The sequence below is a fragment of the Faecalibaculum rodentium genome, from assembly GCF_001564455.1.
GTDB classification, from domain to species: domain Bacteria; phylum Bacillota_I; class Bacilli_A; order Erysipelotrichales; family Erysipelotrichaceae; genus Faecalibaculum; species Faecalibaculum rodentium.
Map to the genome: position 1 here is coordinate 2,183,550 of NZ_CP011391.1, position 25,664 is coordinate 2,209,213.

General features: G+C 53.6%; 21 protein-coding genes and 4 tRNA genes. 4 read left to right on the forward strand and 21 right to left on the reverse strand.

The window, feature by feature from the left end; translation table 11 throughout:
* Positions 1–58: 58 nt before the first annotated feature.
* Positions 59–1,234, reverse strand: coding sequence for a Fic family protein (locus tag aalo17_RS10640; RefSeq protein WP_067559308.1), 1,176 nt, complete (start codon positions 1,232–1,234; stop codon positions 59–61).
* 232 nt (positions 1,235–1,466) lie between these two features.
* Between aalo17_RS10640 and aalo17_RS10645 the strand changes: the two genes are divergently transcribed.
* Positions 1,467–2,117, forward strand: coding sequence for a DsbA family oxidoreductase (locus aalo17_RS10645; RefSeq protein ID WP_067559311.1), 651 nt, complete (start codon positions 1,467–1,469; stop codon positions 2,115–2,117).
* Between the two features lie 93 nt (positions 2,118–2,210).
* Here aalo17_RS10645 and aalo17_RS10650 read toward each other — a convergent pair whose 3' ends face one another.
* From aalo17_RS10650 to aalo17_RS10700, 10 genes are all read right to left on the reverse strand, one after another.
* Positions 2,211–3,152, reverse strand: a complete 942-nt coding sequence (locus aalo17_RS10650) for an AEC family transporter (RefSeq protein ID WP_067559314.1) — start codon at positions 3,150–3,152, stop codon at positions 2,211–2,213.
* Positions 3,153–3,391: 239 nt separating this feature from the next.
* The gene (gene uvrB / locus aalo17_RS10655) at positions 3,392–5,428 is read right to left on the reverse strand and encodes an excinuclease ABC subunit UvrB (protein WP_082743386.1); all 2,037 of its coding nucleotides are present in this window, start codon (positions 5,426–5,428) and stop codon (positions 3,392–3,394) included.
* Positions 5,429–5,659: 231 nt separating this feature from the next.
* Positions 5,660–7,105, reverse strand: coding sequence for a S41 family peptidase (locus tag aalo17_RS10660; protein ID WP_067559317.1), 1,446 nt, complete (start codon positions 7,103–7,105; stop codon positions 5,660–5,662).
* 343 nt (positions 7,106–7,448) lie between these two features.
* Positions 7,449–8,348: a permease-like cell division protein FtsX gene (gene ftsX, locus aalo17_RS10665; protein WP_067559320.1), complete on the reverse strand. Its 900-nt coding sequence runs from the start codon at positions 8,346–8,348 to the stop codon at positions 7,449–7,451.
* The gene (gene ftsE, locus aalo17_RS10670; protein WP_067559322.1) at positions 8,345–9,031 is read right to left on the reverse strand and encodes a cell division ATP-binding protein FtsE; all 687 of its coding nucleotides are present in this window, start codon (positions 9,029–9,031) and stop codon (positions 8,345–8,347) included. Before ftsE ends, ftsX (aalo17_RS10665) begins: the two co-directional genes overlap by 4 nt.
* 88 nt (positions 9,032–9,119) lie before the next feature.
* Entirely contained in the window at positions 9,120–10,511 is a 1,392-nt protein-coding gene (locus aalo17_RS10675) for a murein hydrolase activator EnvC family protein (protein ID WP_067559325.1), read from the reverse strand.
* Positions 10,508–11,410 (reverse strand): permease-like cell division protein FtsX, encoded by a 903-nt coding sequence (gene ftsX / locus aalo17_RS10680; protein WP_067559328.1) that lies wholly within the window; start codon positions 11,408–11,410, stop codon positions 10,508–10,510. Before ftsX (aalo17_RS10680) ends, aalo17_RS10675 begins: the two co-directional genes overlap by 4 nt.
* 422 nt (positions 11,411–11,832) lie before the next feature.
* Positions 11,833–12,300: a tetratricopeptide repeat protein gene (locus aalo17_RS10690; RefSeq protein ID WP_158507790.1), complete on the reverse strand. Its 468-nt coding sequence runs from the start codon at positions 12,298–12,300 to the stop codon at positions 11,833–11,835.
* Between the two features lie 177 nt (positions 12,301–12,477).
* Positions 12,478–12,553, reverse strand: a tRNA-Ala gene (locus tag aalo17_RS10695).
* A 16-nt stretch (positions 12,554–12,569) separates the two neighbouring features.
* Positions 12,570–12,646 (reverse strand) — tRNA-Ile (locus tag aalo17_RS10700).
* Positions 12,647–12,985: 339 nt separating this feature from the next.
* Here aalo17_RS10700 and aalo17_RS10710 point away from each other — a divergent pair.
* Together aalo17_RS10710 and aalo17_RS10715 are read left to right on the forward strand one after the other, a co-directional pair.
* Entirely contained in the window at positions 12,986–13,495 is a 510-nt protein-coding gene (locus tag aalo17_RS10710; RefSeq protein WP_067559338.1) for a hypothetical protein, read from the forward strand.
* A 57-nt stretch (positions 13,496–13,552) separates the two neighbouring features.
* Complete coding sequence (locus aalo17_RS10715) at positions 13,553–14,485, forward strand: ribokinase (protein ID WP_067559339.1); 933 nt, start codon at positions 13,553–13,555, stop codon at positions 14,483–14,485.
* A gap of 102 nt (positions 14,486–14,587) precedes the next feature.
* On the opposite strand, the gene aalo17_RS10720 is transcribed toward aalo17_RS10715, so the two are convergent.
* The 8 genes from aalo17_RS10720 to aalo17_RS10755 form a co-directional block, all read right to left on the reverse strand.
* Complete coding sequence (locus tag aalo17_RS10720; RefSeq protein ID WP_067559343.1) at positions 14,588–15,613, reverse strand: putative ABC transporter permease; 1,026 nt, start codon at positions 15,611–15,613, stop codon at positions 14,588–14,590.
* Between the two features lie 123 nt (positions 15,614–15,736).
* Positions 15,737–16,237, reverse strand: a complete 501-nt coding sequence (locus aalo17_RS10725) for a hypothetical protein (protein ID WP_067559346.1) — start codon at positions 16,235–16,237, stop codon at positions 15,737–15,739.
* A gap of 129 nt (positions 16,238–16,366) precedes the next feature.
* A complete protein-coding gene (locus aalo17_RS10730) occupies positions 16,367–16,933 on the reverse strand; it encodes a rhomboid family intramembrane serine protease (RefSeq protein WP_203225821.1) in 567 nt (188 codons plus the stop codon).
* 146 nt (positions 16,934–17,079) lie between these two features.
* Positions 17,080–17,904 (reverse strand): hypothetical protein, encoded by an 825-nt coding sequence (locus tag aalo17_RS10735; RefSeq protein WP_067559349.1) that lies wholly within the window; start codon positions 17,902–17,904, stop codon positions 17,080–17,082.
* 309 nt (positions 17,905–18,213) lie between these two features.
* Complete coding sequence (locus tag aalo17_RS10740; RefSeq protein ID WP_067559352.1) at positions 18,214–20,910, reverse strand: glycoside hydrolase family 38 N-terminal domain-containing protein; 2,697 nt, start codon at positions 20,908–20,910, stop codon at positions 18,214–18,216.
* A gap of 122 nt (positions 20,911–21,032) precedes the next feature.
* Positions 21,033–22,139 carry a PTS fructose transporter subunit IIC gene (locus aalo17_RS10745; protein WP_067559354.1) on the reverse strand — a complete coding sequence of 369 codons (1,107 nt, stop codon included), beginning with the start codon at positions 22,137–22,139 and terminating at the stop codon, positions 21,033–21,035.
* Positions 22,140–22,254: 115 nt separating this feature from the next.
* Complete coding sequence (locus aalo17_RS10750; protein ID WP_067559357.1) at positions 22,255–22,572, reverse strand: PTS fructose transporter subunit IIB; 318 nt, start codon at positions 22,570–22,572, stop codon at positions 22,255–22,257.
* A gap of 15 nt (positions 22,573–22,587) precedes the next feature.
* Entirely contained in the window at positions 22,588–23,040 is a 453-nt protein-coding gene (locus tag aalo17_RS10755; protein ID WP_067559360.1) for a PTS sugar transporter subunit IIA, read from the reverse strand.
* Positions 23,041–23,229: 189 nt separating this feature from the next.
* Here aalo17_RS10755 and aalo17_RS10760 point away from each other — a divergent pair, with 189 nt between their 5' ends.
* On the forward strand, positions 23,230–25,134 hold the full coding sequence (locus aalo17_RS10760; RefSeq protein ID WP_067559363.1) for a BglG family transcription antiterminator: 1,905 nt from the start codon (positions 23,230–23,232) through the stop codon (positions 25,132–25,134).
* Between the two features lie 156 nt (positions 25,135–25,290).
* On the opposite strand, the gene aalo17_RS10765 is transcribed toward aalo17_RS10760, so the two are convergent.
* Both aalo17_RS10765 and aalo17_RS10770 read right to left on the reverse strand, forming a co-directional pair.
* Positions 25,291–25,366: transfer RNA gene (locus aalo17_RS10765), tRNA-Ala, on the reverse strand.
* A 16-nt stretch (positions 25,367–25,382) separates the two neighbouring features.
* Positions 25,383–25,459: transfer RNA gene (locus aalo17_RS10770), tRNA-Ile, on the reverse strand.
* Between the last annotated feature and the right edge of the window lie 205 nt (positions 25,460–25,664).

The following is a 25,664-nucleotide window of genomic DNA, read 5'->3' on the forward strand; positions in this document are numbered from 1 at the left end:
CATCACAGCATCCAGATTTACAGTTATGGCTGATCGAACCTGAAATATCTCCTTGAGGCTAAACCAGAGTGGCAAGAAATTCTTTATTCATGCTATACCATTTTGCATGTCCCTCTCTTCGTACATTCAGTTTATCCCGATGCTTTTGTAAAGTCTTGTCAACCCATGACTGACTCATCTGTGTAATTTGTATCATCTGCTTTTTGGAAATCCCATATAGAGAGAAAAGGGAAGCTGCAAGCAGTGTTTCAAGAAACGTTTTTTCTGCAGGTTTCAAAGAGGCAGCATTCAATTTACTCAAATACTGTTCGTATTTCTCTAATTGTGACTCCAGCTTCACAATTTCATGTTTTAGTGCAGACTCTAATATTTCCAGAAACATCAGAATAAAAGGTGTAAGATCACCCTTATTCAGCGGATTCTCCGATGCTTCAAAGGCTTTATAGTATTGCCTTCGATTTTTTCTGAAGCTTAGAGACAACTGTAACGACGAAAGAATGCTTAGTTCTTCTGAAATGAGCATACTGGTTAAAAAACGATTCAGCCGGCCGTTTCCATCATAAAAGGGATGTATATAACCGAACATAAAGTGAAAAACTGCCGCTCTTACCAAAAATGGATAGTTTTCATTTCGGACAAGTTCCAACGCTTGTTCCATCATTGAAATGATCATACTCTCTGGCATAATTCCATTGTGAATTGTTCTGGTCCCATCAACCACTCCTACAGTATCTGCTCTGAACACACGTCCGTCTGGCCTATTCTCCGGATGTTCGCTGACCACATCCTGCAGCAGCATCTCATTATAAAGCTGTCTTACATCCAATGGATTGTCAGGGAACTTGACTTCTCCAGACAACAATCTGAAATACTGCTCCATCTGGCCAGCAAACCTTGTTCCTGGTTTAGCATTCAATGCATTCTCCAAGTCTCTTCGACTACTGTGCACCCCTTCTATTTCGTTGCTCTGTTCAATCTCCTGAAAAACTGAATCCATCAAGATTAATGGTTTACAGGGAATTGTTGCTTCCAGGCGTTCCAGCCTGATTTGCATTTTTCTAATAGAATCGCCCCTGATTATCATTTCCGGAGTAAGGACCGCAAACGCTGGTAATCCCTTGATATCAAAAGAAAACTTCAGTGTATTTTCTCCATTGAAACGTTCTGTATATTTCTGCTTGAATATACTCTCATTTTCATGAAACAGACTTTTCAGCGTTCTGTATTTGGCCATATCTTCTCCTCTGCATTCCATACTACCAAGATTGTAAAAAAGCGGATAAAATACAGTGTTTAATCACTAAAGATGTAATTTTAGGCGTTTTTTACAACCTTATTTCCTCTAGTATATAAAAACCTTCCATTTTTGATAACTTTTATTGCAGCTTTGCGGACTGTTCCCCGGGCGTATCTCGCAGCGATTCTCCATCTTTTCCGGATAATAAACATGAAAGAAGGTAGGTCACATGATCAATATTGTGTTATGGGCAGATCTGCAGTGTCCATTCTGTTACGTCGGCGAAACCAACCTGCAGCATGCCATTGAAGAACTGGGTCTCCAGGATCAGGTGCGTCTGGACATCAAGTCCAGGGAGATCCATCGGCCGGAGGATGGAGACGGCGATATGGAGATGTTCGAAATCTTCCAGCAGAAAGACGGCTTCACTCCCGATGGCGCCAGGGCGCAGATTGAGAAAATCAACACCATGGGCCGGGAAGAAGCCGGGCTGCACTTCGATTTCGGGAAGGTACATGAATCCAATGACCACGATGCCCACCGGCTGTACAAACTCGGGCGGGACTGCAACCTGGGGCCTCAGGTTCGCAAAGCCCTGCACGATGCCTATTTCGTGAACTGCGAAAAACTCGCGGATCCCGAAGTGCTGGTAAAAGCCGGCAAAGCCGCAGGCCTGGAGGAAGACCTCATCCGCCGTATGCTCAAAGAGGGCTGGTATGAGAATGAAGTTGCCAATGATGAAATGGAATATGACGCGCTCGCCATTGAATCCGTGCCGTATTTCATCGTGGATCAGGAAGTGATTCCGGAACACCTGACGAAGGATGAATTCATCAAGGTTCTCCAGAATCATCTGCCTGTCGGACAGACACAGAACTGACTGCCGCATGCAGTCAAAGGGATGCATCGATCCGGTGCATCCCTTTTTCCTGTCAGTTTCATCTTTGCACCGTCGCCCTGCAGCGCGGCCGGTTCAGCCCATCACCATGACCAGCACAATGTAGACAATCAGTGTGACGATCATGTTCAGGGAAATCACCCCAGAGCAGTATGACCGGTCGTTTTCCGAAGACATCAGCGGGCTGATCTGCACAACGACCCCGAAACCCACCGGACCCATGAAGTACAGCCATGCCGCTGCTGCGAATGCCGGATTGGCCATAGCCGCGGGAAACAGCAGATACAGCAGTCCCAGGATCCCGGCAAAAAACAGCAGACGCACTGCCACGAGTTTCGCAGCCGGCTGCAAAATCCGTGTCGAGAACTCCAGATTGTAGCCAATGATGTACAGGATCATGGGAATGATCGGGGCCGTGACCATGGCCATGACCTGGGAGTAGATTCCAAACCAGGGAGCAGCCTGGGCCCAGGCGTAAACTCCGGTGATGTTCACCAGCAGACCCGAAAACGCGGCAATCACCATGGGCGTCTTCAGCATCTGCTTCACCATATCCCCCGCATGTACATTCATATCCTTTTGGCGGGCCACCAGCAGAGGAATGATCAGGAAACAGAATGCCACACCGGCAAGATCCAGCAGCATGGGGTCTCCGGCATTGGGAGACTGAGTGCCGACGACGGACAAGAACAGCGGGAGGGTAAAGTTGCCGCCTTCGGCGGTGGTCAGCAGAAACGGCGCAATACCGGAATAGGGTGCAAACCATTTCTGCAGGAGGGTGCGGCCGGTGAGATAAAACAGGCAGTAACAGACAAGGACCAGGAGCACGATCCCGCCAATGGACGGGGCCAGCGTGCTGGAGGCCAGGAGGTTGAAGACCATGACCGGGAACAGGAGCCCGAACACGATCTGGTTGGCTCCCTCCTTCTGTTCCTGTGTGATCCAGTGTCTGGTTCTGGAGAGCCAGCCAAGGCCGGCCATGAAGAGAATCGGTGCCAGTGTCTGCAGTGCCTGCATAAAGATCCCGCCTTTCTGCCTGTAATTGTAGGTCACCGGTCTGGAAACCAGGTCCGGGATGATTGAACCTGTGTCACATACAGGCGTACACGAAAATCCCGCCGTATCTCAACCGACACGGCGGGATTTTACGGCTCTGGATTCTCCGGGAATCCGTACCGTTTCGCTGTCCTCCCGAACCGCCTGCTGCCTGAAGCCGAATCGCTGGAAGCGATATGCTTCTGTCTGCATACATCGTTTCAGGCTGCAGATTCGGCCTTCAGCTCCAGGATCATGTCACGCAGCTGGGCGGCGCGCTCGAAGTCCAGCTCCTTGGCGGCTTCCCGCATTTCGAGTTCCATATCCTCGATGAGCTTCTGTGCCGCTTTCTTGCCGATCTTCTTTTTCTTCAGGTACCGGCTGGCCTCCGCCTTGGTTTCCTTGCTGCGCACAATGTCCCGGATCGGCTTGAGCACAGTCTTTGGCACGATGCCGTGCTCCTCGTTGTACCGCATCTGGATCCCGCGACGGCGCTTTGTCTCCGCGATGGCCTCCTTCATGGAGTCCGTCATCTTGTCGCCATACATAATGACCTTGCCATGGGCATTCCGCGCTGCACGGCCAATGATCTGGATCAGACTCCGGCGGCTTCGCAGGAAGCCCTCCTTGTCCGCATCCAGAATCGCGATCAGGCCGACCTCCGGAATATCCAGACCCTCCCGCAGCAGGTTGATCCCCACCAGTACATCGTACTTGCCTTCCCGCAAGTCATGAATGATCTCCGTGCGCTCAATGGTCTTTACCTCATGATGCAGCCACGCCACTTTGATGTCGAGATTCTTCAGGTACTCCGTCAGATCCTCCGCCATCCGCACCGTCAGCGTGGTCACCAGCGTGCGTTCCCCCGCTGCGATCCGCTGCCGGATTTCATCCACCAGGTCATCGATCTGTCCTTCCGTCGGACGGACCTCCACCTCCGGATCCAGCAGCCCGGTGGGGCGGATGATCTGCTCCACCACATGCTGGTTCGTCTTCTCCAGTTCATAGTCCCCGGGGGTTGCGCTGACGAAAATCGACTGACCCGTCACCTGTTCGAATTCCGGAAATGTCAGAGGCCGGTTGTCCAGGGCACTCGGGAGCCGGAATCCATATTCCACCAGTGTTTCCTTCCGCGCCCGGTCCCCGTTGTACATGCCCCGGATCTGCGGCAGCGATGCATGGCTTTCATCCACCACCAGCAGAAAATCCTCCGGCAGATAGTCAAACAGCGTGTAGGGCTTTTCCCCTGGCTTGCGGCCATCGATGTGACGGGAGTAGTTCTCGATGCCCGGGCAGACACCGAATTCCCGCAGTGCCTCGATATCATACCGGCACCGCTGCTCCAGCCGCTCGGCTTCCAGTGGCTTGCCTTCCTCTTTGTAGAACTTCAGGCGGTCTTCGAGCTCCGCTTCAATGGTTCCCGCAGCCCGCCGCATGATGTCCATGCTCGTTGCATATCCGTTTGCCGGATAGATGTTGTACACAGAATATGCCTGCTGGACCTTGCCTGTCAGCGGATCCACCTGGGTGATCCGGTCGATCTCGTCCCCGAACATCTCGATCCGGATCAGGTACCGGTCCGTGTGACCCGGACTGATTTCAATGGTGTCGCCCCGCACCCGGAAGGTACCGCGCACCGGGTCCATGTCATTGCGCTTGTACTGCTGCCTGACCAGAAACTGCATCAGTTCCCGCCGGTCGATTTCCTGCCCCACGCGCACAGTCTCGATCATGTCCCGGTACTGGTCCGGATTGCTGGCACCATAAATGCTGGCAACTGATGCCACGATGATGGTATCGCGGTGATTCAGCGCTGCGTTGGCAGCCGCCAGCCGAAGCATGTCCAGTTCTTCGTTGGTCTTGGTGTTCTTGTCAATGTATGTATCCGATTTCGGGATATATGCCTCCGGCTGATAGTAGTCGAAATAGGAGACAAAGTACTCCACATGGTTGTGGGGGAAGAATTCCTTGAACTCCGCATACAGCTGACTGGCCAGCGTCTTGTTGTGCGCGAACACCAGCGTGGGCCGCCCCACCTGCTCGATCACATTGGAAATCGTGAAGGTCTTGCCCGTACCGGTGGCCCCCATGAGCACCTGGCACTGCTTTCCTTCCTTCACGCCCTCCACCAGCTCTTTGATGGCCTCCGGCTGGTCGCCGGAAGGTTTGTAGTCGCTCACCAGCTGAAACGTGCCCGGTTCCCTGCCTTTTCCTTCTTTCTGCTCAGTCACCGAAGCGGCCGTCTGTTCTTCTGCCATTGTTCCTCCTCCTTCCCGTGCTGTTGTGTTTCTGCAAAACCGGACCTTGCAATCCGGTCCGGTGTGGTCTATGGTTCTATTGTAAACGCTGTGTTTCCTTCAATCAACACCCTGAGGCTGTTCTTCCCGCTGATGATGTCCACCGCGCTGCAGTCTTTGCCGGCGGCTTCATCACACTGGACCTGTTTGCCATCATTGGCATCGGCCTGTCCGGACTGTCAGGATGGTCACTCACTCTCCCGAAGACAGGATCTCCAGGGCCCTGTTTCTCTGCGCGTCGTCGCTTTTCTCCGATTCATAGATCCGGATGAGCGTCAAATCCGCAATCTGGTCAAAGGTCTCCTTGTCCGCTTCCCCTGTGGGTTCCAGGCCGTGGTCTGCCTGAAACCGCCGCAGAGCTTCACTGCCTGCCGCATCAAAATATGTATCCGTCCGGTCGACCTCATACCCCAGGTACTGGAGAAACAGCTGGAGAGCACCGGCGTTGTCATTCACGGAATCCGCCACAATGACCTCGCCTTCCTCCATCCCCGGATACGTCACAGTACGCACCGGCGACAGCCCGACCTCCACATCCGGGGCAAACCCCGTACGGTTGATGCTTTCGCCCGAAGGTGTGAGCCATTCCGCAATGGTGTACTTCAGGCTCGTCCCGTCCGTAAAGGGTACACTCACCTGCTCCGTGCCCTTGCCGTAAGTCCGGGTCCCGACAGTCGTCACATTGTCCAGATTGTCCTTCAGGGCCCCGATCAGAACCTCACTGGCACTCGCAGAACTGCCATCCTGCAGGATCACGATGCGGTCGAAATCTGCCTGTCCCTCCTGCTCTGTCCTGAGCTTCCGGATGTTTCCGTCCTTGTCTTTTTCCTGGAAAATCACGGAGTCCTTCGGAAGCAGCACCTCGGAGATGTCCTTCGCCGCCGAAAGATAGCCCCCTGTGTTTCCCCTGAGATCGATGATGACATTCCGCACCCCCTGGGATTCGAGTTTTTTCACTGCGCTGGCAAATTCCCGCCCGGAGTTCTCGGAAAAACTCGACAGGTCGATGATCCCGATACCGTCCACAGTTTCGCAAACCACCGTGGAATCGTATTCCCCGGGCTCCAGGGTCAGGGTCAGAAGTTCATCCCCCCGCCTGACTTCCACCGGGAGTTTCTGCCCTTCGTAATTCTGAATCGTCTGGGTGATCTCCTCATTGGGGAGCCCCTTTGTTTCCTTCGTGCCGACTTTCACCAGGACATCACCGGTCCGCAGTCCGGCTTTGTCCGCCGTGGAATCCAGGAACACATCCCGGACCGTCATTTCATCATCGGCATTCCGATAAAAGGAGATTCCCACCCCCACATTGGAGCCCGCAAGCGACTGGGAAAAGGCTTTGGCTTCCTCCAGATTGAAGTAATTCGTATGGGGATCTTCCTCCAGGGTGGTCATTCCGGCAATGGCCTGCTCTGCGAGCCTGGAATCTAGGTCCTCGACCTGGTTCCCGTAAAACCACCGGTCTTTCAGGAGCCCGTAAATGTTCTCGACCTTCGCCAGGTCATCGCTCTTGTGCGCATCCATGAGCAGCGGCACCGACACCCCTGCTGCAAAGCATGCGGCACAAAGCCCCGTCACGATCCATGCTGTCTGCTTGTTTTTCCTGGTTTTCTCCAGACTCTTTTTATCCACCGGCTTCATACTCCATGCCTTTCCATTCCCCTGTTCTGTTGTCTCAGTCTTCTGATTTTCTGATTCTGTACCTTATATATAGTACACATAGAACACCAGTGGCAGGTGCATGCCTGCCTCCTCACACTGTGTTCTGCCGCTTTTTTCCGGACTTCTTCCTGACCGCCATCATCCTTTCACCCGCCAAAGATGACTGAACTGCCTCCAGTCTGCCGATGCTGGACATGCCCTGCAGCAAAGCGCGCTGCTCCTCCATCGGGCTACCCTGCCTCCAGCAATACCGGATCCGCCATCGGCACGGGAGTCTCATGGCCATAACCGGAAGAAATCCACAAAAAAACGACAGGGGAGCCTATCGTTTTGCCTTGATGTACTTGGTGGCAGCCATGAAACTGGCCAGCCATCCCACGAGCAGGCCACCGCCGAAGAGCAGCAGGCCTGACCAGAACACTGTCTGTCCGGGTTTCATGAGTTCAAATACATTCGCGAAAAGAATGCCGCCCAGTCCATTATACAGACGCGGATATCCCCAGGCGATGAGCACAAAAGGAATCACCGCCCCAAGAAGTCCCAGAACCATGCCCTGGAGCTCAAAGGGAATCTTGATGAAGGCATTCGAAGCGCCGACCTGGCGCATGGTGATGATTTCGTCCTGGCGGGAGTAAATCGTAGTGCGGATGGTGTTGTAGATCAGGTACATGGAAAGCACCAGCAAAAGGGCACTGCCAATGTAGCCGGCAATCCGCACGCGGCTGAGCAGCCGGGCAAGTTCCACGGTGCTTTCACCGCCATAGGTGACAGTCTCCACCCCGGGAATCAGACCTACCTGACGGGCAGCTTCCTGAATGTCGGTTCCGTTGTCAAGGTACACAAACCAGGCATCGGAAAGAGGGTTCTGTTCCCCGCGGTACACGGAAAAGGCCTCGCCTTTTTCCTGGATCATGAGCTCCAGCTCCTGGTCTTTGTCGGAGAAATCCGCCCGGTCCACAAATGAGAGCCCACGGATGTCATTCCCTGTCTGCTCCACTGCTGCCGGATCCAGCCCCTGGGCGAGCACTGCATGGAGCCGCAGCCCGCTTTCCGCCCGGGAAGCAAACTGCTCGGTGTGATAGCCGATCAGCGAAAAACAGGCGATGAGAAACAGCGACACCGTCACCGCGCCCAGGGCTGACAGTGACAGCGCCCAGTTGCGGGTGATGCCCCGCCAGGCACTTTTCAGTTCATAGAGGAACTGGAAGAACAGCCGCTTCATAACGATTTGTAGCCGCCTTTGCTGGAATCATGCACAATGTAGCCTTTGTCGAGCATGATCGTCCGCTTGCGGAACCGGTCCACAAGTTCCCGGTCATGGGTGACCATGACGATCGTTGTGCCCTGGGTCTGGTTGATTTTCTCGAGAAGCTCGATGATTTCCAGCGACATATTGGGATCCAGGTTTCCGGTAGGCTCATCCGCAATGAGGATCGAAGGCCGGTTCGCAATGGCACGGCCGATCGTGACACGCTGCTGCTGGCCCCCGGAGAGTTCATCCGGGTAAGCCCGTTCCTTGTCCTTCAGATCCACGAGTTCCAGGACTTCCCTGACCCGCTGGCGGATCTGCTTCGAGGGCGTACCCGTTACCTCCAGAGCAAAGGCGATGTTTTCATACACCGTAAGCCTTGGCAGCAGCCGGTAGTCCTGGAAAATACAGCCGATGTTCCGGCGATACTTCGGGACTTTGCGGTGCTTGAGGGCCCCGACATTGGTGCCGTTGACCGTCACTGTGCCGGAATCTGCCACTTCTTCGCCATTGAGCAGCTTGATGAGCGTGCTCTTGCCGGATCCTGTCGGTCCGATCACGTAGACAAATTCTCCGGGATCGATCCGCAGATCAATGTGATTCAGCGCATGCACCCCATTGGGGTAGGCTTTCGATGCATCCTTGAGTTCGATCATTGCAGGCTCCTTTCATTCAATGCTGCCATCTGGCAGACCGGTCTGTCGGACTGCCCGGCTGCCTGTATATGCGGCTATATGCGGCGGTTCAGCTGAAGAAGACCTCCGGTCTCTCGCGGCAGGGGGTGCTGCTCTTGGCTTCACACGCTCCGGCGGTATTGCCCCACCCGGTCCCCCAGGCAAAATCCGCACTGGAAGAGAACCGCTTGATGGCGTCTTCGACACTCATGTTCCCGAGATTGATCACCTCGATGTGACAGTGAGGGCCCGTGGAGTTCCCGGAGTTGCCCGTCAGGGCGATCTGCTGCCCTGCAGACACGGACTGACCCGCCCGCACAGCCATCCCCTCCTGCGAGAGGTGGAAAAAGGAGAAGGCATACAGGGACCCATTCATGGAACACAGCAGGCAGATTGAATTGCCGCTCCCATACGGATAGCCGGACATGTTTCCCAGGTACCCGGAGTTGGAAGCCACGGGATTGGCCGCATAGAGCACAATGCCGTTGGCAGGTGCCACCACCGGCGTTCCAATGGGAGCCGCCCAGTCAAGACCCAGGTGAAGTCCCCCACCGGGGTACGCCCAGGTCCCGGCAGAATACTGGCCGCCAAGAACCGGGACATTGAATCCCGAACTCGTTGTGATGGACGCAGATCCTGCTGCCGCGGAGGTGATCACAAAGTCGCGGATCGCATTCATGTCGGCTTCCGCCGCCCGTTTCTGTGCCTGCAGTTCCGCAATCTGCTGCTGGTACTGCGCCACAAGCTGGTTATAGGAATCCTCGAGGCGCTGCGCTTCCGCTTTCTGTTCCTCGAGCTCGGCTTTCTGTGCCGTGTTTTCCTCCTGCAGACGCTTTTCCTCGCTCACCGAGAGCTCCAGCTCGGCCTTCATTTCATTCAGGCGGCTGATTTGCGCCTGGTCATCCTCGGTGATCCGCTCAATGCCGGAAATCCGCCGAAGCATGTCATTCAGGTCACTGGCACCCATCACCAGATCCACCAGCATGTTGGTCCCCACATTGCCCTGTTCGTGCCGCATGCGCGACTTGATCTGTGCATCCCAGGCATCGATCTCCGCCTGTTTCTGCACGATCTGTTCCTGCAGGGCCTGGATATTGGCTTCGATCTGGGCAATCACGGCCTCCTTCTGGCTGATCTGGTTCGAGAGCTCCTCTGCCAGGGCCTTCTGTTCCTGAGCCAGGGCTGCGACTTTGTCCGTCTCGCCCTCCAGGCTGCCAATGGAGTTGGAAAAATCCGTAATGGACTGCTGCAGCTGCTGCCGCCGCTGGTTTTCATGTTCCCGGAACCCTTCGCAGGCCTTCACGCCCTCGGAAGAGGTCTGGGGTTTTGTACACTGGCTGTACCAGTATTCTGTATCCGAATAGTCTTCTGCATACACCGGTATCATGACCGCAGGCAGACAGCCCGCTGCAGCCAGGGACGCGGATACGAGAAAACCCGTAAGTTTTTCTTTCAGTTTCATCGATACCACCTCAGATATTTGCGGACAGCCAGCCAGGACCCCAGGGCACCGGTGAGCAGGCCGATGCCAAAGACACAGGCGGTCACATACGCCGCAAAGGGCCAGGGGGAAATCAGAACAAACATGTCTGACAGCAGTACGCCGCCCAGAAGATTGTAGAGGGCCGGATAGCCCAGAAGGACCAGCAGTCCCGGGACAAGAGCGCCCCAGAATCCGATGATGAGTCCCTCAAAGACAAACGGCGTGGTGATATACCAGTTGTAGGCACCCACCTGCCGCATGATGGCGATTTCCTCCTGCCGGGTGTGAATGGTCATTTTCACCGAAATCCTCGTCAGGTACACCGCCAGTATGATCATGAAGCCCACCAGGAGCCATCCACCAGTCCGGGCCGCATCAAAGACATCCACCATTTTGGAAATCATGGATCCGCCATAGGAAACCGAAGCCACACCATCAAGTTTTGCCGCCTCCTTCGAAACAGCTTCCACCTGCTGGGCGTTTTCCAGATGCACGGTCAGGACATCCAGCAGCGGATTGCGGTCTTCTCCCGCATACTGGCTGAAGATTTCACCGTTTTGCGCAATGAGTTCGTCCAGCTCCTGGTCTTTGGTCGAATACGTCACGTGACCGGCTCCCTTCATGGAAGAGAGTTCATCCGTGAGGGCCTGGCGCTGTTCTTCCGTCACTGTCGGCAGCAGCGAGACCTGCACAACGAATTCGCTTTCGATATTTTTGGTGAACTGGTCAATGCTCGCAGCCATGACGGTCATGAACGTCGCGATCAGCAGCGCAATCGCAATGGACAGGCTGCTGGAGAATGCAGTGGAGAAATGACGGCTGATATCTTTGCTGGCACTGCGCACCATCCGTGGCAGGCTTTTGATGAACAAGAGCATAACTTCCTCCTTTGCACAGTTATATTGATTGTATCATGCGCAAGAGCCGTAACCAAAACGCAGGAAAATGTTAAGGTGATGTAACGATTTGCGTCCCCTGTCCCATAATTCAGCCGAGGTTCACAAAAATTCCCATCATACCGGCAAACTTTCCCGATAATGGTTTCGTATCTTATAGATGTGCCAAGAGAACACAGAAAAAAATCTCTTCATAAATCTCTCTCCTATAACAGATGAAGGCAGCCCTTTCCAGGCTGCCTTTGTCGTATGCCAGTATACGGAGTTTTTCCCATTCAGGAAAGCCCGCTGCCAAAAAAAGAGACGCCTGACAGGCCACTGCCACTGTCCGGCGTCTTTTTTCATCCTCCCGCAAAACACGTGCCTCTCTCCCCAGGCCTGTCAGCCGGCTGCAGCCCTGTCTGTCAGCACCCCGCTTTTTCCAGCACCCGGTGCTGACGCTGCAGTCCGGCATTTTCCGGATCTGCCTCCAGCCCCTGGAGATTCCAGTACTTTGCCTGCTGCAGGTCCCTGGGTGTTCCCTGCCCCATCATGTACATCGCCGCCAGCGGCTCATATGCCCGGGTGCACCCGGCCATCGCCGCTTTCTGAATAAAATAAAATGCCTTGTCAAACTCACGGCGCTCCCGCAGCATCATCCCGAGATTCAGCATGGATTCGGTATCTCCATTCAGTGCGGCCAGCCTGGTGTATTCCAGTGCCTGGGCCGGATTCTGCAGGGTATTCATGTACAGATCCGCCGCCAGAATCTGGCTCTCCAGATCTCCCCAGTGAGCTGCCTGCCGGATCAGGGGCAGGGCCGCCGGCAGATCGCCTGCTTCCATCAGCTGCCTGTATTCGCGAATCACATCATTCAAAAGTTCCTGTTCCATATCCATCACGCTTCCTTCTGCATACAGTGTATCCTTTGCGAACAGTCCGCTCAAAGGAATCAGACCAACGACACTGCCTGCACGGTGCCGATGGTGGCTGACATGCCAGGACTGCATCCATGCAGGAATATAAAAGAAACCCCCAGGCACATGACCTGGAGGCTTTGATTTTCATAGTGGTGGAGCGTAGGAGGATCGAACTCCTGACCCCCTGCGTGCAAAGCAGGTGCTCTCCCAGCTGAGCTAACACCCCACAACAATAAAACAGATGGTGGGCCTGAATGGACTTGAACCAACGACCTCACCCTTATCAGGGGTGCGCTCTAACCACCTGAGCTACAGGCCCATCTGTTGACTGCTCATTGATATTAACATACTCACCGACTCTGGTGCAAGAGAAAAATTCACGTGATTTCCACCGTACCCCTTTTCACGGATACTTTAAGCAGGATGTATGCAACTTTTCGTTTTAACTCTCTGCCTGTACACTTTTTCTGATGAATTTCCCTGAACCCGTCGATTTTGACAGGTCTCATCTTTTGCTGAAAAACCAGAGCAGACCACCGCACAAGATACAGATCACTGTCACCAGTACTCTCATACTTCGTACGATTTCTCATGACTCTGCGTTCAATGCACGTGTTTCCCATTGAACCACTTCCCAAAGCCGAATTACAATAATTACATGAAAGCCCATACAGTAAAAGCCTATAACCTGATTTTTCCCGTATACATGATCATGCTGCTGTCTCCTGTTTTGTGGGTGTTCATGATTATCGGCAATTTTCTGGTGGATTCCCTGGTCCTGCTCGCCACGATCGCCATTCTGGGCAGTATCAATAGCCTGCGCATCTGGAAATCCTCCATTTTTCGCATCGTCTGCTTCGGGTTTCTCAGCGACCTAGCCGGAAGCCTGCTGAACGCCATTCTGGCCTTCACTGTCCTGAGTGATTTCTATGTGGGAATGACTCCCTACAGCTGGCCTGGATGCGCGCTGCTGGCGCTGCCAGCCATCCTGACTGCCGCCATTCTCATTTATATCCTCAACAGCCGATTCGCCTTCCGGAAAATCGGGTTGTCTTTAACCATCCGCAGAAAGCTGGCTCTTTCCCTGGCTGTTCTTACAGCCCCCTGGGTCATGATGATTCCTCTGGATGCCTGGAATGCCTTTTTCCAGCTCTTCGGGTTCCGCTGATTTGTCGGGTGGCGGTTTTCGCCATTCCCGCTGCCCTCAACACCAAGGAGACACTGTATGAAAGCACTGATATTCGGTTCCCTGAACCAGGACATCGTCTATGACGTCGATCACTTCGGCAAACCCGGTGAAACCACAAAAGCGCTTCGCATCAGCCGCTACCCCGGCGGCAAAGGTCTCAACCAGGCAATCGCCGCTTCGAAAGCCGGAAGCAATGTGCATATGGCCGGCTGCATTGGCCCGGAAGGGACCTGGCTGCTGAATGAACTGGAAACTGCCGGTGTAAACGCCACCCATATCCGGATTGTGCCGGATACTGCCACCGGGACAGCAATCATTGAACGGGACCCTGCGGGGGCGAACCGCATTCTTCTCGATCCCGGGGCCAACAACTGCTGTACACCAGAGCAGATCCGGGAAACTCTGGCGGGCTTTGAAGCCGGAGATCTGCTGATCTGTCAGAACGAAATCAGCCACCTGACATCCCTGCTGGAGCAGGCCAAGGCCAAAAGAATGCGGATTCTCTTCAATCCCGCTCCCATGACCCCCGATATCCTGGACCTGGATCTTCGTGAAGTGACGTGGCTGGCAGTGAATGAAAGCGAATGTGCCCGGCTGCTGGGATGCACCTGTGACGACCCGATGCAGCTTTGCCGTCTGTTTCGCCAGCGGTATCCAGAAACAGGACTCGTGCTGACACTCGGGTCCAGGGGGTCACTGTCGCTTCAGGGCCAGTCTCTTTGCCGCGTCCCATCCTGCTGCGTGCAGGCCGTGGATACCACTGGAGCTGGTGACACCTGGCTGGGGTACTTTGCGGATGGCTGCAGCCGGGGTTTGTCTGTACCCGATTCCATGATGCGTGCAAATGCAGCTGCAGCTTTATCGGTACAGGTTGCCGGTGCAGCCTCTTCGATTCCCTCAGACCGCGAGGTCTCAGCGTTTCTGGCTCAGCAGCCGATGGAGTCTGTCATCACCGAACTGGAACTGTGATCAACGGCGAAAACCAGCCTGATCATGTCAAAGTCAGCATGAAAAACAACCCGCTTTTCCCGGACACATGCGCCACGATAAAGCGGGTTTTCTCATCAATGGTTATTTGGATTTTGGTTCCGATACTGCATCAGCTGCCGTCTGGGACACATCTGATGCCCCATCTTTTCCGGCTCCTGTCGACACCGGCTCCGGTTTCTGACCACTGCCACTGCCCGCTGCCTCTGCATTGAGCTGGTCCCTGCAGGCACCGACCCGCCGGCTGACCTCCTGCACATGGCTTTCCACCGATTCATGCGCCTGCTGCATCCGGCTCGCCGCTGCATCCTGCACAGCCTGCACCCTGGCACCGGCTTCGTGCACCCGAGCATTCACACGGTCCTGCACCTGCTGCACCCGCTGCCCTGCTTCCTGGATATGCCGGTTCACCCGGTCCACACTGGTCTGGTATGCCTCATCCATCCGCTGGTGCACAAACCCGCGGACATGGCGGCTGTTTTCCTGCATCTTCTGCAGACTGGCCACCGCAGCCGCGAAACCTTCATCCTGATACGCCACACTGCTGACAGCCCGCTGCACATGGGCATGCAGCTGCTCCAGCGCCTTGCGATGCCGGCCCATCTCCCGGTTCGTAGTGATGAAATCCGTCCCGAACACAATCGTGAACAGAACCATGATGCCTTCCATCGCATGCAGCGGAATATGCGCCACAAGGTTCTCCATCCACGGCTGGAAAACATACGTTACCACCAGCCCCGCCACTCCATACAGCGTGGAATTCAGCAGACATACCCGTCCATGGATATTGAACCTGTGCTTCGAATAATCCCACCACAGCCGGTGGTACTTCTTCTGGAGATACCAGCTCGTGATGTACTCCAGCACGCTGGTGAGCCAGAATGTATTCACAAACACCCAGAACGGATTCATGCTCAGTCTGTCCACAATATAAATGATGAACAGGCAGCCAAACCCGAAAATCGGTACATAGGGACCATGGAAGAAGCCTGTGTTCACGAACTTGAAATCCTTCGCTCCCACATACAGGCCCTGGACCACCCAGCCCCCGAAGGAGTACACCATAAAGTAAAAATAAGCATGGAGACAGTTGATCAAAAAGGGTTCCATGTTGTTCTCTTCCTCTCTCTGTTTTCTCTATTCTATCCTGCCATGCCCGGTTTCCATTCAAAAACGCCCGCATGACGGGCGTTTGCGCATGATCTTCGTACGTTTCTGCTCTTTTTCTGCAGATTAGTGGCGTCTGAAGAGACCCTTCAGAATTGCCATGGCACCAGCCACCATCAGGATGCCCTTGCCGACTTCCTTCAGGGTTGCAGCCGGGTCTTCCTTGGCGCGGTTGACGAATTCTTCGGCCTTGTCCTGGACTTCACTCAGGAACTCCGGATATTCGCCTTCGATTTCGTCACCGATCTGGTCAGCCACTTCATCGATGGGTTCATGGAAAGACTTCGCTTCCTTCACAATGCTCTCTCCGGAATCCGCAGCCACGATTTCATCAGAAATTCTGTTCTGTTCCTTCGTGGGAGTTTTCCGGAACGTGGAATACTGCTCCGGCGCATCGTTTGTCGAAGGCTGCCCTACATCCAGCGACAGGTCGTTGTCCAGGGGATGTGTTTTGTCATCCTCACTCCTTGAAGTCACCGTTGCGTTTTCATTCACATTGCTGCTGTTTGAATACGTGCCGAATGATTCATCCAGTTTCGTGATCTCCTTGTGTGCTTTATTGCTCATGTTGATTACCTCTTATCCGCCGAACTGTTACCCGGCTCTACACTAATAATTATACGTTCGTAACCCGGCATTCACCTGTCTGGTGACCGGTGTGCCATTACATTCCACAGCAATCACACAAACGCGCGTCTACCGACGCCTGCCGCCCTCCAGGAAGAACCCGAATGCGGCCCCCGCAATACCGCCCACAATGTGAGCCATCTGGGAGATATTGTCCGAAGACAGCACACCCGCGAGGATTTCCTGCCCGAGATACAGCGTCACAACCAGAATCATCGTGATGGGAATCTCTCCGCGTTTGAAGGAAGTCATGCTGCACAGGATGATGAATGCAAAGACCACACCGCTGCAGCCAATGAGTCCGTTGGTCGTCACGGCCATATTCGCAAACGCAGTCAGGACAGCCGTGATCAGAATGATGATGAGGGTGTTCTTCGACCCGTACTTTTCCTCCACCACCGGCCCGACCAGCAAAAGCAGCATCATATTGCTCGCAAAGTGTTCAATGGATGCATGTCCAAGGACATAGGTAAACATCGTCAGGTACGTCCGCACGCTGTCCAGCGGGCCGCGGTGCGTCACAAACCACTCCGAAACATAGCGGTATCCCGTGAGTTCCGAGAATATCAGTACCCCGAGACAAAGCAGTGCAAAGGTCAGGATCACCGGCGAATTGTATTTCAGGCGAATCTTCATGATCATTTCCTCCAAATCCCTATCAGTGTATCAAAGAGAGTGGAGGAACTCTTCCCGGTTTCGTGATGATTTTTGCAGCGGTCCGGCAGTTTCCGGATGCCGATGGTGGCTGACAGGCCGATTTCACAAAATGGACAGCTGTCGAGTCACATCTTGATGGTTCCGGTCTTCTGATACTCGGACTTCATCCTTTCCACTTCCTGAACCGGATATTTCGTCACCTGAGAAATCATTTGTGTCAAAGCTCCGCCTTCAACCATGATCCTTGCATTCTCGCGGTTCTTCGCTTCCTGTTCTTTGAGCAAATTCTCTTTTACTTTCCGTTCCCGCTCTTCCACAATCTTTTCCCATCTCTCATCCACGGTCATCATGCCTTCCTCCTTCCGTTTCAGATATATGCTTCTCTTCCTGATTTCACCATAAACCATTTCTTCCGGATTGGAACAAAGCGGGTCATGCATCAGATCCTTCAGAGGCCGGTCTCCTGGCCAGGTGGCATCAATAAAAATCACCGTTCTTCCATCGCCCAGCTCATGCCCAGCCTGACCCTTCATGGTGAAGGAATGTAGTGGCTTGTCATTCCCAATCGCATCACCTTTGCAGATAAAAACAAGCGCAGAGTCCTGAAGATCCCCATAAGATTCACCATGATTCAGCATTTTCCGGCCGTAGTTGATGGAGTAGTATCGACTGCGCTTTGCCTGGACCGGCGGCTTGCAGAGAATGACCTGAAACTCCACAATATCCACACTTTCATCCGCTTCATGTCCCACGACATCCATCCGGGTGGATTTTGAATCCGTATTGACGATGGTCAGCTGAATCTCCACAGAATCAATGATGATTTCTTTCCCTCGAATGAGGCTGAGCATCAGCTGCAGCGTATCCACTTCATCCTCGAAAAACACGCTGGCATACATGTCATTGAACAAGTCGGCATCCTGAAGAATCTCGTCAAATTCCTTCTTCATGATTCTGCTCCTTTTGCCGGGATTGAAAAAAAACCGAATCAACTGCGAATACGGGGATGGAAATGCTCTTTGTCTCCATACATAAATTTCTTCCTTTACATATTGTTGATTTACGTTCTGATTATACCGCTAAACAACCCTTTATCCACTAATTTTTATACACATAATCTACAATTGGTTTATTCTCTATATCTGTCTTAAATACCCACCAGAAACCCTGTCCGCTCCGGACAATCCTGCAACTCTCACATACGATTCCTGCACCCACTCCACACGAAAAAGCAGACCGAAACCGATCTGCCTTTTGACTCAATATTCCACCAGCAATGTCACAAATTTGCAATGACCAATAGGATCTACCACAACTTCGCCATCAACAACCGGCAGCTCACGGATCTTTTCTTCCCGAAGATTCAGTTCATACACATGAGCCGGTCTGCGGACAAACCGAACCCGGTCACCTACAGCTTCCTGATGACGGCCATTGTACAGCCGTAACACAATACCCTCACTGTCCTCCGCCTGCTTGATTGCCGATACCACCAGATTTCCGTCGGACTCAAGCAAAGACAGTTCCCGGTCATTTGTCCCCACTGTTTCCATCTGCGAGAAAATCAGCCGTCCATTCAGGAACCGCGCATACTCATACACCTCAACCGGTGAATTGAAGTCCTTTGCAAGCTGCGGCAGGCGGGCTTCATTCAAAGCCGCAGGGACAAAGGCTGCACCGAAAGAATACACCATGGTTTTCAACAGCTGTGCATCCGGTGTCTCAATAATGCTCTCGCCTGAAGCACGGCCTGGTCGATACAGAAGGTTTTCACGCCCCATGAAGCCATAGGTTCTGAACAGCGTCAGTCGAATGACAGATCCATCTACAATTTCATATTCGCGAACACCCTGCGGGAAAACCGCCACTGTTCTTTCTCCTTCACTCAAGGCTGCATAGCTCTGACACGGTTCAATGGAAATCGGCGGCTCCTGCCAGGCATTGGACTGTGCCCAGTTCACAGGCTGTCCCGCAGCCGCTTCAGTCTTTTCTTCCGCCGCCTGTTCATACCACGCCATTTCCTTTTCATAGCGATTCGGCCGACAAATGCTGCCAAACTGCTGATCTGCAAAATTGAACGCCGTCTGCATTTCTGCATCAAACAGTACACACAGTCTATGGGACAGGCCCCGGTTTTCAACCTTAGTCTCAAACCCGATGACAGGCTCTCCCCGCTTCAGGGTCACAGTCATTGTCACCGGCATCACCGTATCTGCAATTCCCCTGGAACGCTTCTCCAAATCTGTCGGGACCTTCATATCCAGATGAATGATGGCGCGTGAGACAAGGGGCGAACTTTCGATTCGCACATCCGCCTGAGAGGCTGAGCTTCGAATCACCATATCCTGTCGCGGCGGGGAGTAGTTGAAACTGTCGCCATCATCCCCATTCTCCTCCAGTACCGCCTGATTTTTATAGAGACGCCCGGATTGCTTCTCCAGGATATCCAAAGACCCGTTCTTGTTGACGCTGATCCGGTAAAATTCATTTTCCAGTACGTCGGACTCCACCAGCAAAGCCGCTGTGTTTTCATCCGCAATCTGATACTGTGCATATCCCAGTGCAGGAACCTCGTATTTCAGTGCAATCACTGCTTCATACACCTTCTCCGGTTTCTCTGGCTGGTCTGAAGGATTCAGTACAATGGTCTGATTCAGTACATACTCTGTCAGGTCCCGCATAGACAGAATGGTATAGGGGACCGCTTCCCCCTTCTCATTTACAATTCCAAAAGAATCCGAGGGGACATAGGTTGTAAAGATACGAACACCTTTGCGCTTCTGCGGGAGGGGATTGATCAGTGTCCAGCTCAGCCGGTTTTTATCTCCAGCAACCGACGTCGCGATGAGTCGCCCATGAAGTTCGGCGAGTGCCAGGGCTGTGTCCATCGCCTGTTTATTCCGGGTGTGCACATCTTCGTTGACGGTATCCGCAATGCAGCTGCCAATGGAATCATGGGCTGCATTTTCGAACAGCAGCTTCCAGATGTATTCCACTGTCTTTTTGGGGTACTCATTCCCTAAAGACGCACTGATCACCAGCAGCGGCTCCAGCACATTCGCCACATAATTCTGCACCGCTGTATTCTCGGCTTTCAGGTCGCTCCGGGAACTGAAAATGGATTTGTGTATCCGGGAATGCTTCGCCATAAGCAACTCACCCTTTACCTTTTCCAGGTCAGGAGCTGCGGCCTTCACATCCCGCAGGTAGTCTTCCACCGTAGAAATCACATAGGTATTCTCCGGATCCGCTGCATTTCTTTGCTCAATCAGCTCCACCAGATTTTTCCGGACCGGCGCCTGATCAAAGCCATTCGGGAAATAGACATTATCCGTCGCTCCATGGCCCATCTTCTTCAGACATTCCTGTTCCCAGAACCTGGAGCTCTCCGGCTCGCTCTCAGGGATATTACCACCAATGTAGTAACCGAAGGGAATCTGGGCTGCCAGTACGCGGCTGCCGTCATCTCCTTCCCACTCAAAATCCGTGTGACTGACCATGTCATCACAGACCCCCCGCCAGAAAACCGTGGAGTCCATCTCGAAGGAACGATAGATCTGCGGCATGTTTCCCGCCTGTCCGAAGGAATCCGGCACATATCCCACATTCATCACCGGGCCAAATTCGCTGCATCGCCGAATACCATACATAAGATTACGGACAATGCTCTCGGCTGAAATCACCATCTGGTCTGTCTGCGTATACCAGGGCCCGATGACCAGCTGCCCTTTCTGTACCAGATTCGAAATCCGGTCTCCATCCTGTGGCCGCCACGCCAGGTAATCATCCAGCAGCGAGGCCTGTGCATCCAGCATAAACCGCATCTCCGGCTGTTTTTCCAGAGTCTCCAGTACATCCTGGAGATCCTTCATCAGGTAGACCTTCGACCTCGACGTCGTAAAGTACCATTCCCGGTCCCAGTGGGAGTGGGGAATCACATGTATTTTCTTTGTCATTGTATTCTCACTTTCCTGTTTCCTTTAATCCTCTGCCTCTTCCTGGCTGCAGGACAGACAGAGAAAGGGCAGGTACCCATAGCGGACCGCCGAGGTCCCGGGCCCTGCCCTGTTGTGATTATTTACTCGATCGTGATATCGATATCGATGTCATCCAGACTGATATTAGAGCTGTCACCTTCCACATTGACGTTGAAGTTCACCAGCCAGGTGGATACCAATGCGATGAAGAGTGCACCGGCAAGAATTCCCACCAGATAGGCCCAGCCATTGGCGATAGAAATGAATCCATAAATACCACCGACAGGAGGAATCTCCGCTGTAGCACCCAGCAGGCAGGTCACGGCTGCACCCAGTGCACCACCAACCATGTTCACAGGAATCAGTACCTGAGGCTTGACCAGTGTGTAGGGAATCGCACCTTCCGTAATGCCGATGAATCCCATGACCCAGCAGCCCTTGCCGCCTTCGTACAGATCGGCAGAGAAGCGCTTTTTGCGGATCGTGGTCGCAATGGCATAGGCCAGGGGCGGAATGCAGATGGCACAGTTGATGAACACATTGGGCTGGAAAATGCCTTCGGTCATCAGTACATTGCCGGCCATCCAGGCGGACTTGTTGATCGGACCACCCATATCCGAGCAGATCATGGCGCCAAGGATCAGAGCCAGTACCAGCTGTGAGGTTCCGCTTGTGCAGAGCTGACGCAGCCATTCAACCAGGGACGCATTGATGAAGGACAGAGGTCCGGCCAGGATCACACCCATGAGCAGGGCAACAGCACCCGTCGCCAGGAAGGGGCAGATAACCAGCGGCATGATCTGCTGCATGGCATCCGGCAGATGAATGTGTTCCTTGGCCCACTTCACGGTGTAACCAGCCGCAAAGGCAGCAATCAGAGCGCCCAGGAAGCCGGCATTGGTGTTGGAAGCCACCATACCGCCGATCAGGCCAGCGCCAATGGCAGGCTTGTCGGCAATGGAGTAGGCAATGAATCCAGCCAGGACAGTGTTGGTCAGGCCAATACCAGTCCAGCCGACCTGCTCGATCAGATACAGAATGTGGGTGAATCCCTCAGTTTCCGCATAGGGATCCAGGGAGGTGATGCCCATGCACAGGGCAATGATCTTCGGGATTGCAACAACAAGAGATGCGCCGACGATCAGAGGAAGCATATAACCGATGCCTGTCATGACATGACCGACAGCATTTTTAAAAAACTTCTTCATGAGAATCCTTTCCTTTCTTCAGTTCCTTTGTCAGGGAAAGGTTTCTGATATAATCAATACAGGTCTACTGATTTATCAGAAACCGGCGGCATTGTCTTGGCAGAGACGGTGCCGCTTATTTATTGCCTTTCACAGCCTGTATACACTTTGTCAGTACGGCTGTCGGTGCTTTGATGCACGTAGTGATATTTACCCGGATCACAGGCTTGCCCTTGAAACGGTCCATGCCCTGGATCTTCTGGTCAGAAGCGATGATGACGAAATCCGCAGCCTGCGCTTCTTCGGGGGTGATCGCATTGACCTGACCCATGGAGCCCTGCTGTTCCATCTTTACATCCAGTCCCATTTCCTTTCCGGCTTTTTCCAGTGCCTTGGCGGCCATGGGTGTGTGTGCCAGTCCTGCGGGACAGGCAGAGATACCAACAATTTTCATAATTCTTTCCTCTTTCTAAGCAATGGTGTTCAGTATAAACGACTGGAGCATATCCCTGTCCTGACATTCTTTCACTGTCCGGCAGAAATCGTCCTCCATCAGGTTTGTGGCCAGGGAACTGATCATCTGCAGATGAATGTTGCCTTCATTTTTCTCCGGAACCAGCAGCGCAAACAGACACGTCACATCCTGTCCATCCAGCGTCTCCCATTTCAGGGGTGTCCGGTTGCGGAGAAAGAATACATTCACACGCTTTACATTCTCTGTTCTCGCGTGGGGAATCGCGAATCCCTCAGACAGTCCTGTGCTGAACTCCTCTTCCCGGTTTTTCAGGTCCTGGAGCAGCGCATCCTGGCTGTCGGTAATTCCGAATTCCTGTGCCTTGCCGGCAATGAATGACAGGATTTCCTCTTTAGACCCGCAGTCACAATCCAGAAAAATCCCCCGGCTTTCAATCAACTCGTTCATGGCTTTGCACCTCCTTGCTTTTGACACGTTCATCATACCTGCGGTCTTTTTTCTCCTCAATCCAACGGGTTTCCTGTAAAACGGAAATGCCGCATTTCCGTTTCAATGGGAAATCACCTGTTTGCCAAACACCGAAAACCGCCTCACTATAATTACTGGAAACAATTAAACAAGGAAAAGGAGGTCCCCATGCTGACTCAGCCACGCCTGAAAGAAATACTCCAGCTGCTCCTGCATCCGCCTTTGTACACCGCCGACCAGCTCGCACAGAGATTCGGAGTCACGGTCCGAACCATCCGCTCCGATATCCAGGCCCTGAACCGCCTGATCCAGGGAGCTTCCATTCACCTGCGACGGTCAAAAGGCTATGAGCTTGTCGTCTGTGATCCGGAACGCTTTGAAACCTGGCGCAAGCAGGCCACATCCCCCGACTGGACCCTGACACTGGATTCCATGGAAGACCGGCAGCGCTATCTGCTTTCGATCCTGCTCATCGATTCCTCCTGGCAGGACCCGGATGACCTGGCAGACATGATTTATGTCTCCCGCAACACCATTCAGGGCTACCTGCGCACCATCCGCACCATCTGTGCCGCCCATGGTCTTTCCTATGAAAGCGGGGGCCAGCAGGGTGTGCGCATCACGGGTCCCGAAGACAAACGGCGGGACTGTCTTTGCCAGGAGGTCCTGGACCGGAACCTCACAGACTACGTCACTGGGTTCTCACCTCTGGAAAAGCGGCTGTTCGAGCGCACTGACCTGGACATGCTCTCCCGCATCATTTACAGCCAGCTGCAGAACACCCAGCTGTCCTGCTCCGACTACGCCCTGAAAAATCTGATCCTCCATGCCGCCCTGATGATCGAACGGATCCAGGCCGGAGGCATCCTGCCACCCCGGCAGGCAGCCATACTGCCGGCGGAAGTCACGCTGGCTGCCGAACGCATCTGCCGGGACATCAGCGAGGCGGAAGAGCTGGAGATCCCGGAAAGCGAACGGGACTCCATGAGCCTGCACATTGCCCTGAACACAAGACTGTCCGGGGTATCGGAAAGCGAGGATCTGCGCCAGGCTGTCCGAAAGCTGCTGGACCACATCTGGACCGTATGGCGTTTCGACCTGCGAAACGATCCGGTGCTGCAGAAGGATCTTTACAATCACCTGTTCAGCATCTTCAAAGCCAGAAGAAGCCAGCAGCATCACCCCAACCCGCTGCTGAATACCATCCGCAACAGCTTTCCTCTGGCCTATGACATTTCGCTGGACGCAGTCAGCCATGTTTTCCAGGAACCCGCTTTTTCCGAAGACGAAGTCGGCTACATCTCCCTGCACATCGGAGCAGCCGTGGAACGCTGTTATTCCGGCCAGCTCAAACCCGCCAGAGTCTGGCTGGTCTGCGGCTCAGGCATGGCGACCTCCCGTATGCTGGAAGCCCGCCTGAAGTCCTATTTCCAGACAAAACTGGACATCCTAGGCACCCTTTCCTACCAGCAGTACCTGAAGAATACAGATGAACAGCTCGGTGAAGCGGATTTTCTGATCTCCACCGTCCCCTTGCTCGACCGCGGCATCCCCTTTGTGGAAGTGGACTTCTCTCTGACCAGGGACAATGCGGAAAACGTCACCCGCATGCTGTCTCCCGTCAGGAATCAGTCAGACGGGCCCGCCCGGTTCTTCCAGGAAAACCTGTTTGTCCGCTTCGACGATCCCGTTACCAAGGACCAGGTGCTGGATGAACTCTGCAGCCGGCTCACCACCGCAGGGATCTCTGGACCAGACCTGAGAGAATCGGTACGGAAACGCGAAGAAATCTCCCATACCAACCTCAACGACATCTTTGCGATCCCCCACCCCATGACCCCGGAGGCATCCCGGACACGGGCAGCCGTGGCTGTCCTGAATCATCCCGTGGTCTGGAATGACAAAGGAAGTGCCGTGCAGATCGTGTTCCTGCTGGCCTTCTGCAAAGGAGAGCAGCAGAGCATCGAACGGCTCTATGACTATCTCCTGGAAATCGTCCAGTCCGTCCCGCTCCAGCAGTCCATACTCAAAGCCGGGACCTTCGAAGAATTCCAAACGCTGTGCCTGAAGTGATCAGGAAACTGAAAATGCCGCATGGTTCTCAGAAGCCATGCGGTATTTTTCTGGCGATGATGGCTGACGCCATGTGCCGGGGCGTGCAGGTAAAGGGGGAAAAGCGGGCAAATACAAAAAACCTCCGGATGTATATCCGGAGGACTGCTTTTGAAATGGTGGAGCGTAGGAGGATCGAACTCCTGACCCCCTGCGTGCAAAGCAGGTGCTCTCCCAGCTGAGCTAACACCCCACAACAATAAAACAGATGGTGGGCCTGAATGGACTTGAACCAACGACCTCACCCTTATCAGGGGTGCGCTCTAACCACCTGAGCTACAGGCCCATCTGTTGACTGCCCATTGATATTAACACATCATCCCGTTTCTGTGCAACAGAAAATTTCTTGTATTCTGACTATCTGGAATGAAAGACGGCTCTTGTCGATACTTTTATGCCATCTTTCCCGTCCCAACTCTTCAATTTGCATTTTTATTCGAAAATTTTCCGCTGATCCCCTGTATCCTCATCCACAGCATTGTTATAATTTT

What these genes read in the sequence shown, in the direction of transcription:
- aalo17_RS10640 (WP_067559308.1), bottom strand. Translation starts at nt 1,234, where the DNA reads ATGGCCAAATACAGAACGCTGAAAAGTCTGTTTCATGAAAATGAGAGT.
- aalo17_RS10645 (WP_067559311.1), top strand. Translation starts at nt 1,467, where the DNA reads ATGATCAATATTGTGTTATGGGCAGATCTGCAGTGTCCATTCTGTTAC.
- aalo17_RS10650 (WP_067559314.1), bottom strand. Translation starts at nt 3,152, where the DNA reads ATGCAGGCACTGCAGACACTGGCACCGATTCTCTTCATGGCCGGCCTT.
- uvrB (WP_082743386.1), bottom strand. Translation starts at nt 5,428, where the DNA reads ATGGCAGAAGAACAGACGGCCGCTTCGGTGACTGAGCAGAAAGAAGGA.
- aalo17_RS10660 (WP_067559317.1), bottom strand. Translation starts at nt 7,105, where the DNA reads ATGAAGCCGGTGGATAAAAAGAGTCTGGAGAAAACCAGGAAAAACAAG.
- ftsX (WP_067559320.1), bottom strand. Translation starts at nt 8,348, where the DNA reads ATGAAGCGGCTGTTCTTCCAGTTCCTCTATGAACTGAAAAGTGCCTGG.
- ftsE (WP_067559322.1), bottom strand. Translation starts at nt 9,031, where the DNA reads ATGATCGAACTCAAGGATGCATCGAAAGCCTACCCCAATGGGGTGCAT.
- aalo17_RS10675 (WP_067559325.1), bottom strand. Translation starts at nt 10,511, where the DNA reads ATGAAACTGAAAGAAAAACTTACGGGTTTTCTCGTATCCGCGTCCCTG.
- ftsX (WP_067559328.1), bottom strand. Translation starts at nt 11,410, where the DNA reads ATGCTCTTGTTCATCAAAAGCCTGCCACGGATGGTGCGCAGTGCCAGC.
- aalo17_RS10690 (WP_158507790.1), bottom strand. Translation starts at nt 12,300, where the DNA reads ATGGAACAGGAACTTTTGAATGATGTGATTCGCGAATACAGGCAGCTG.
- aalo17_RS10710 (WP_067559338.1), top strand. Translation starts at nt 12,986, where the DNA reads ATGAAAGCCCATACAGTAAAAGCCTATAACCTGATTTTTCCCGTATAC.
- aalo17_RS10715 (WP_067559339.1), top strand. Translation starts at nt 13,553, where the DNA reads ATGAAAGCACTGATATTCGGTTCCCTGAACCAGGACATCGTCTATGAC.
- aalo17_RS10720 (WP_067559343.1), bottom strand. Translation starts at nt 15,613, where the DNA reads ATGGAACCCTTTTTGATCAACTGTCTCCATGCTTATTTTTACTTTATG.
- aalo17_RS10725 (WP_067559346.1), bottom strand. Translation starts at nt 16,237, where the DNA reads ATGAGCAATAAAGCACACAAGGAGATCACGAAACTGGATGAATCATTC.
- aalo17_RS10730 (WP_203225821.1), bottom strand. Translation starts at nt 16,933, where the DNA reads ATGAAGATTCGCCTGAAATACAATTCGCCGGTGATCCTGACCTTTGCA.
- aalo17_RS10735 (WP_067559349.1), bottom strand. Translation starts at nt 17,904, where the DNA reads ATGAAGAAGGAATTTGACGAGATTCTTCAGGATGCCGACTTGTTCAAT.
- aalo17_RS10740 (WP_067559352.1), bottom strand. Translation starts at nt 20,910, where the DNA reads ATGACAAAGAAAATACATGTGATTCCCCACTCCCACTGGGACCGGGAA.
- aalo17_RS10745 (WP_067559354.1), bottom strand. Translation starts at nt 22,139, where the DNA reads ATGAAGAAGTTTTTTAAAAATGCTGTCGGTCATGTCATGACAGGCATC.
- aalo17_RS10750 (WP_067559357.1), bottom strand. Translation starts at nt 22,572, where the DNA reads ATGAAAATTGTTGGTATCTCTGCCTGTCCCGCAGGACTGGCACACACA.
- aalo17_RS10755 (WP_067559360.1), bottom strand. Translation starts at nt 23,040, where the DNA reads ATGAACGAGTTGATTGAAAGCCGGGGGATTTTTCTGGATTGTGACTGC.
- aalo17_RS10760 (WP_067559363.1), top strand. Translation starts at nt 23,230, where the DNA reads ATGCTGACTCAGCCACGCCTGAAAGAAATACTCCAGCTGCTCCTGCAT.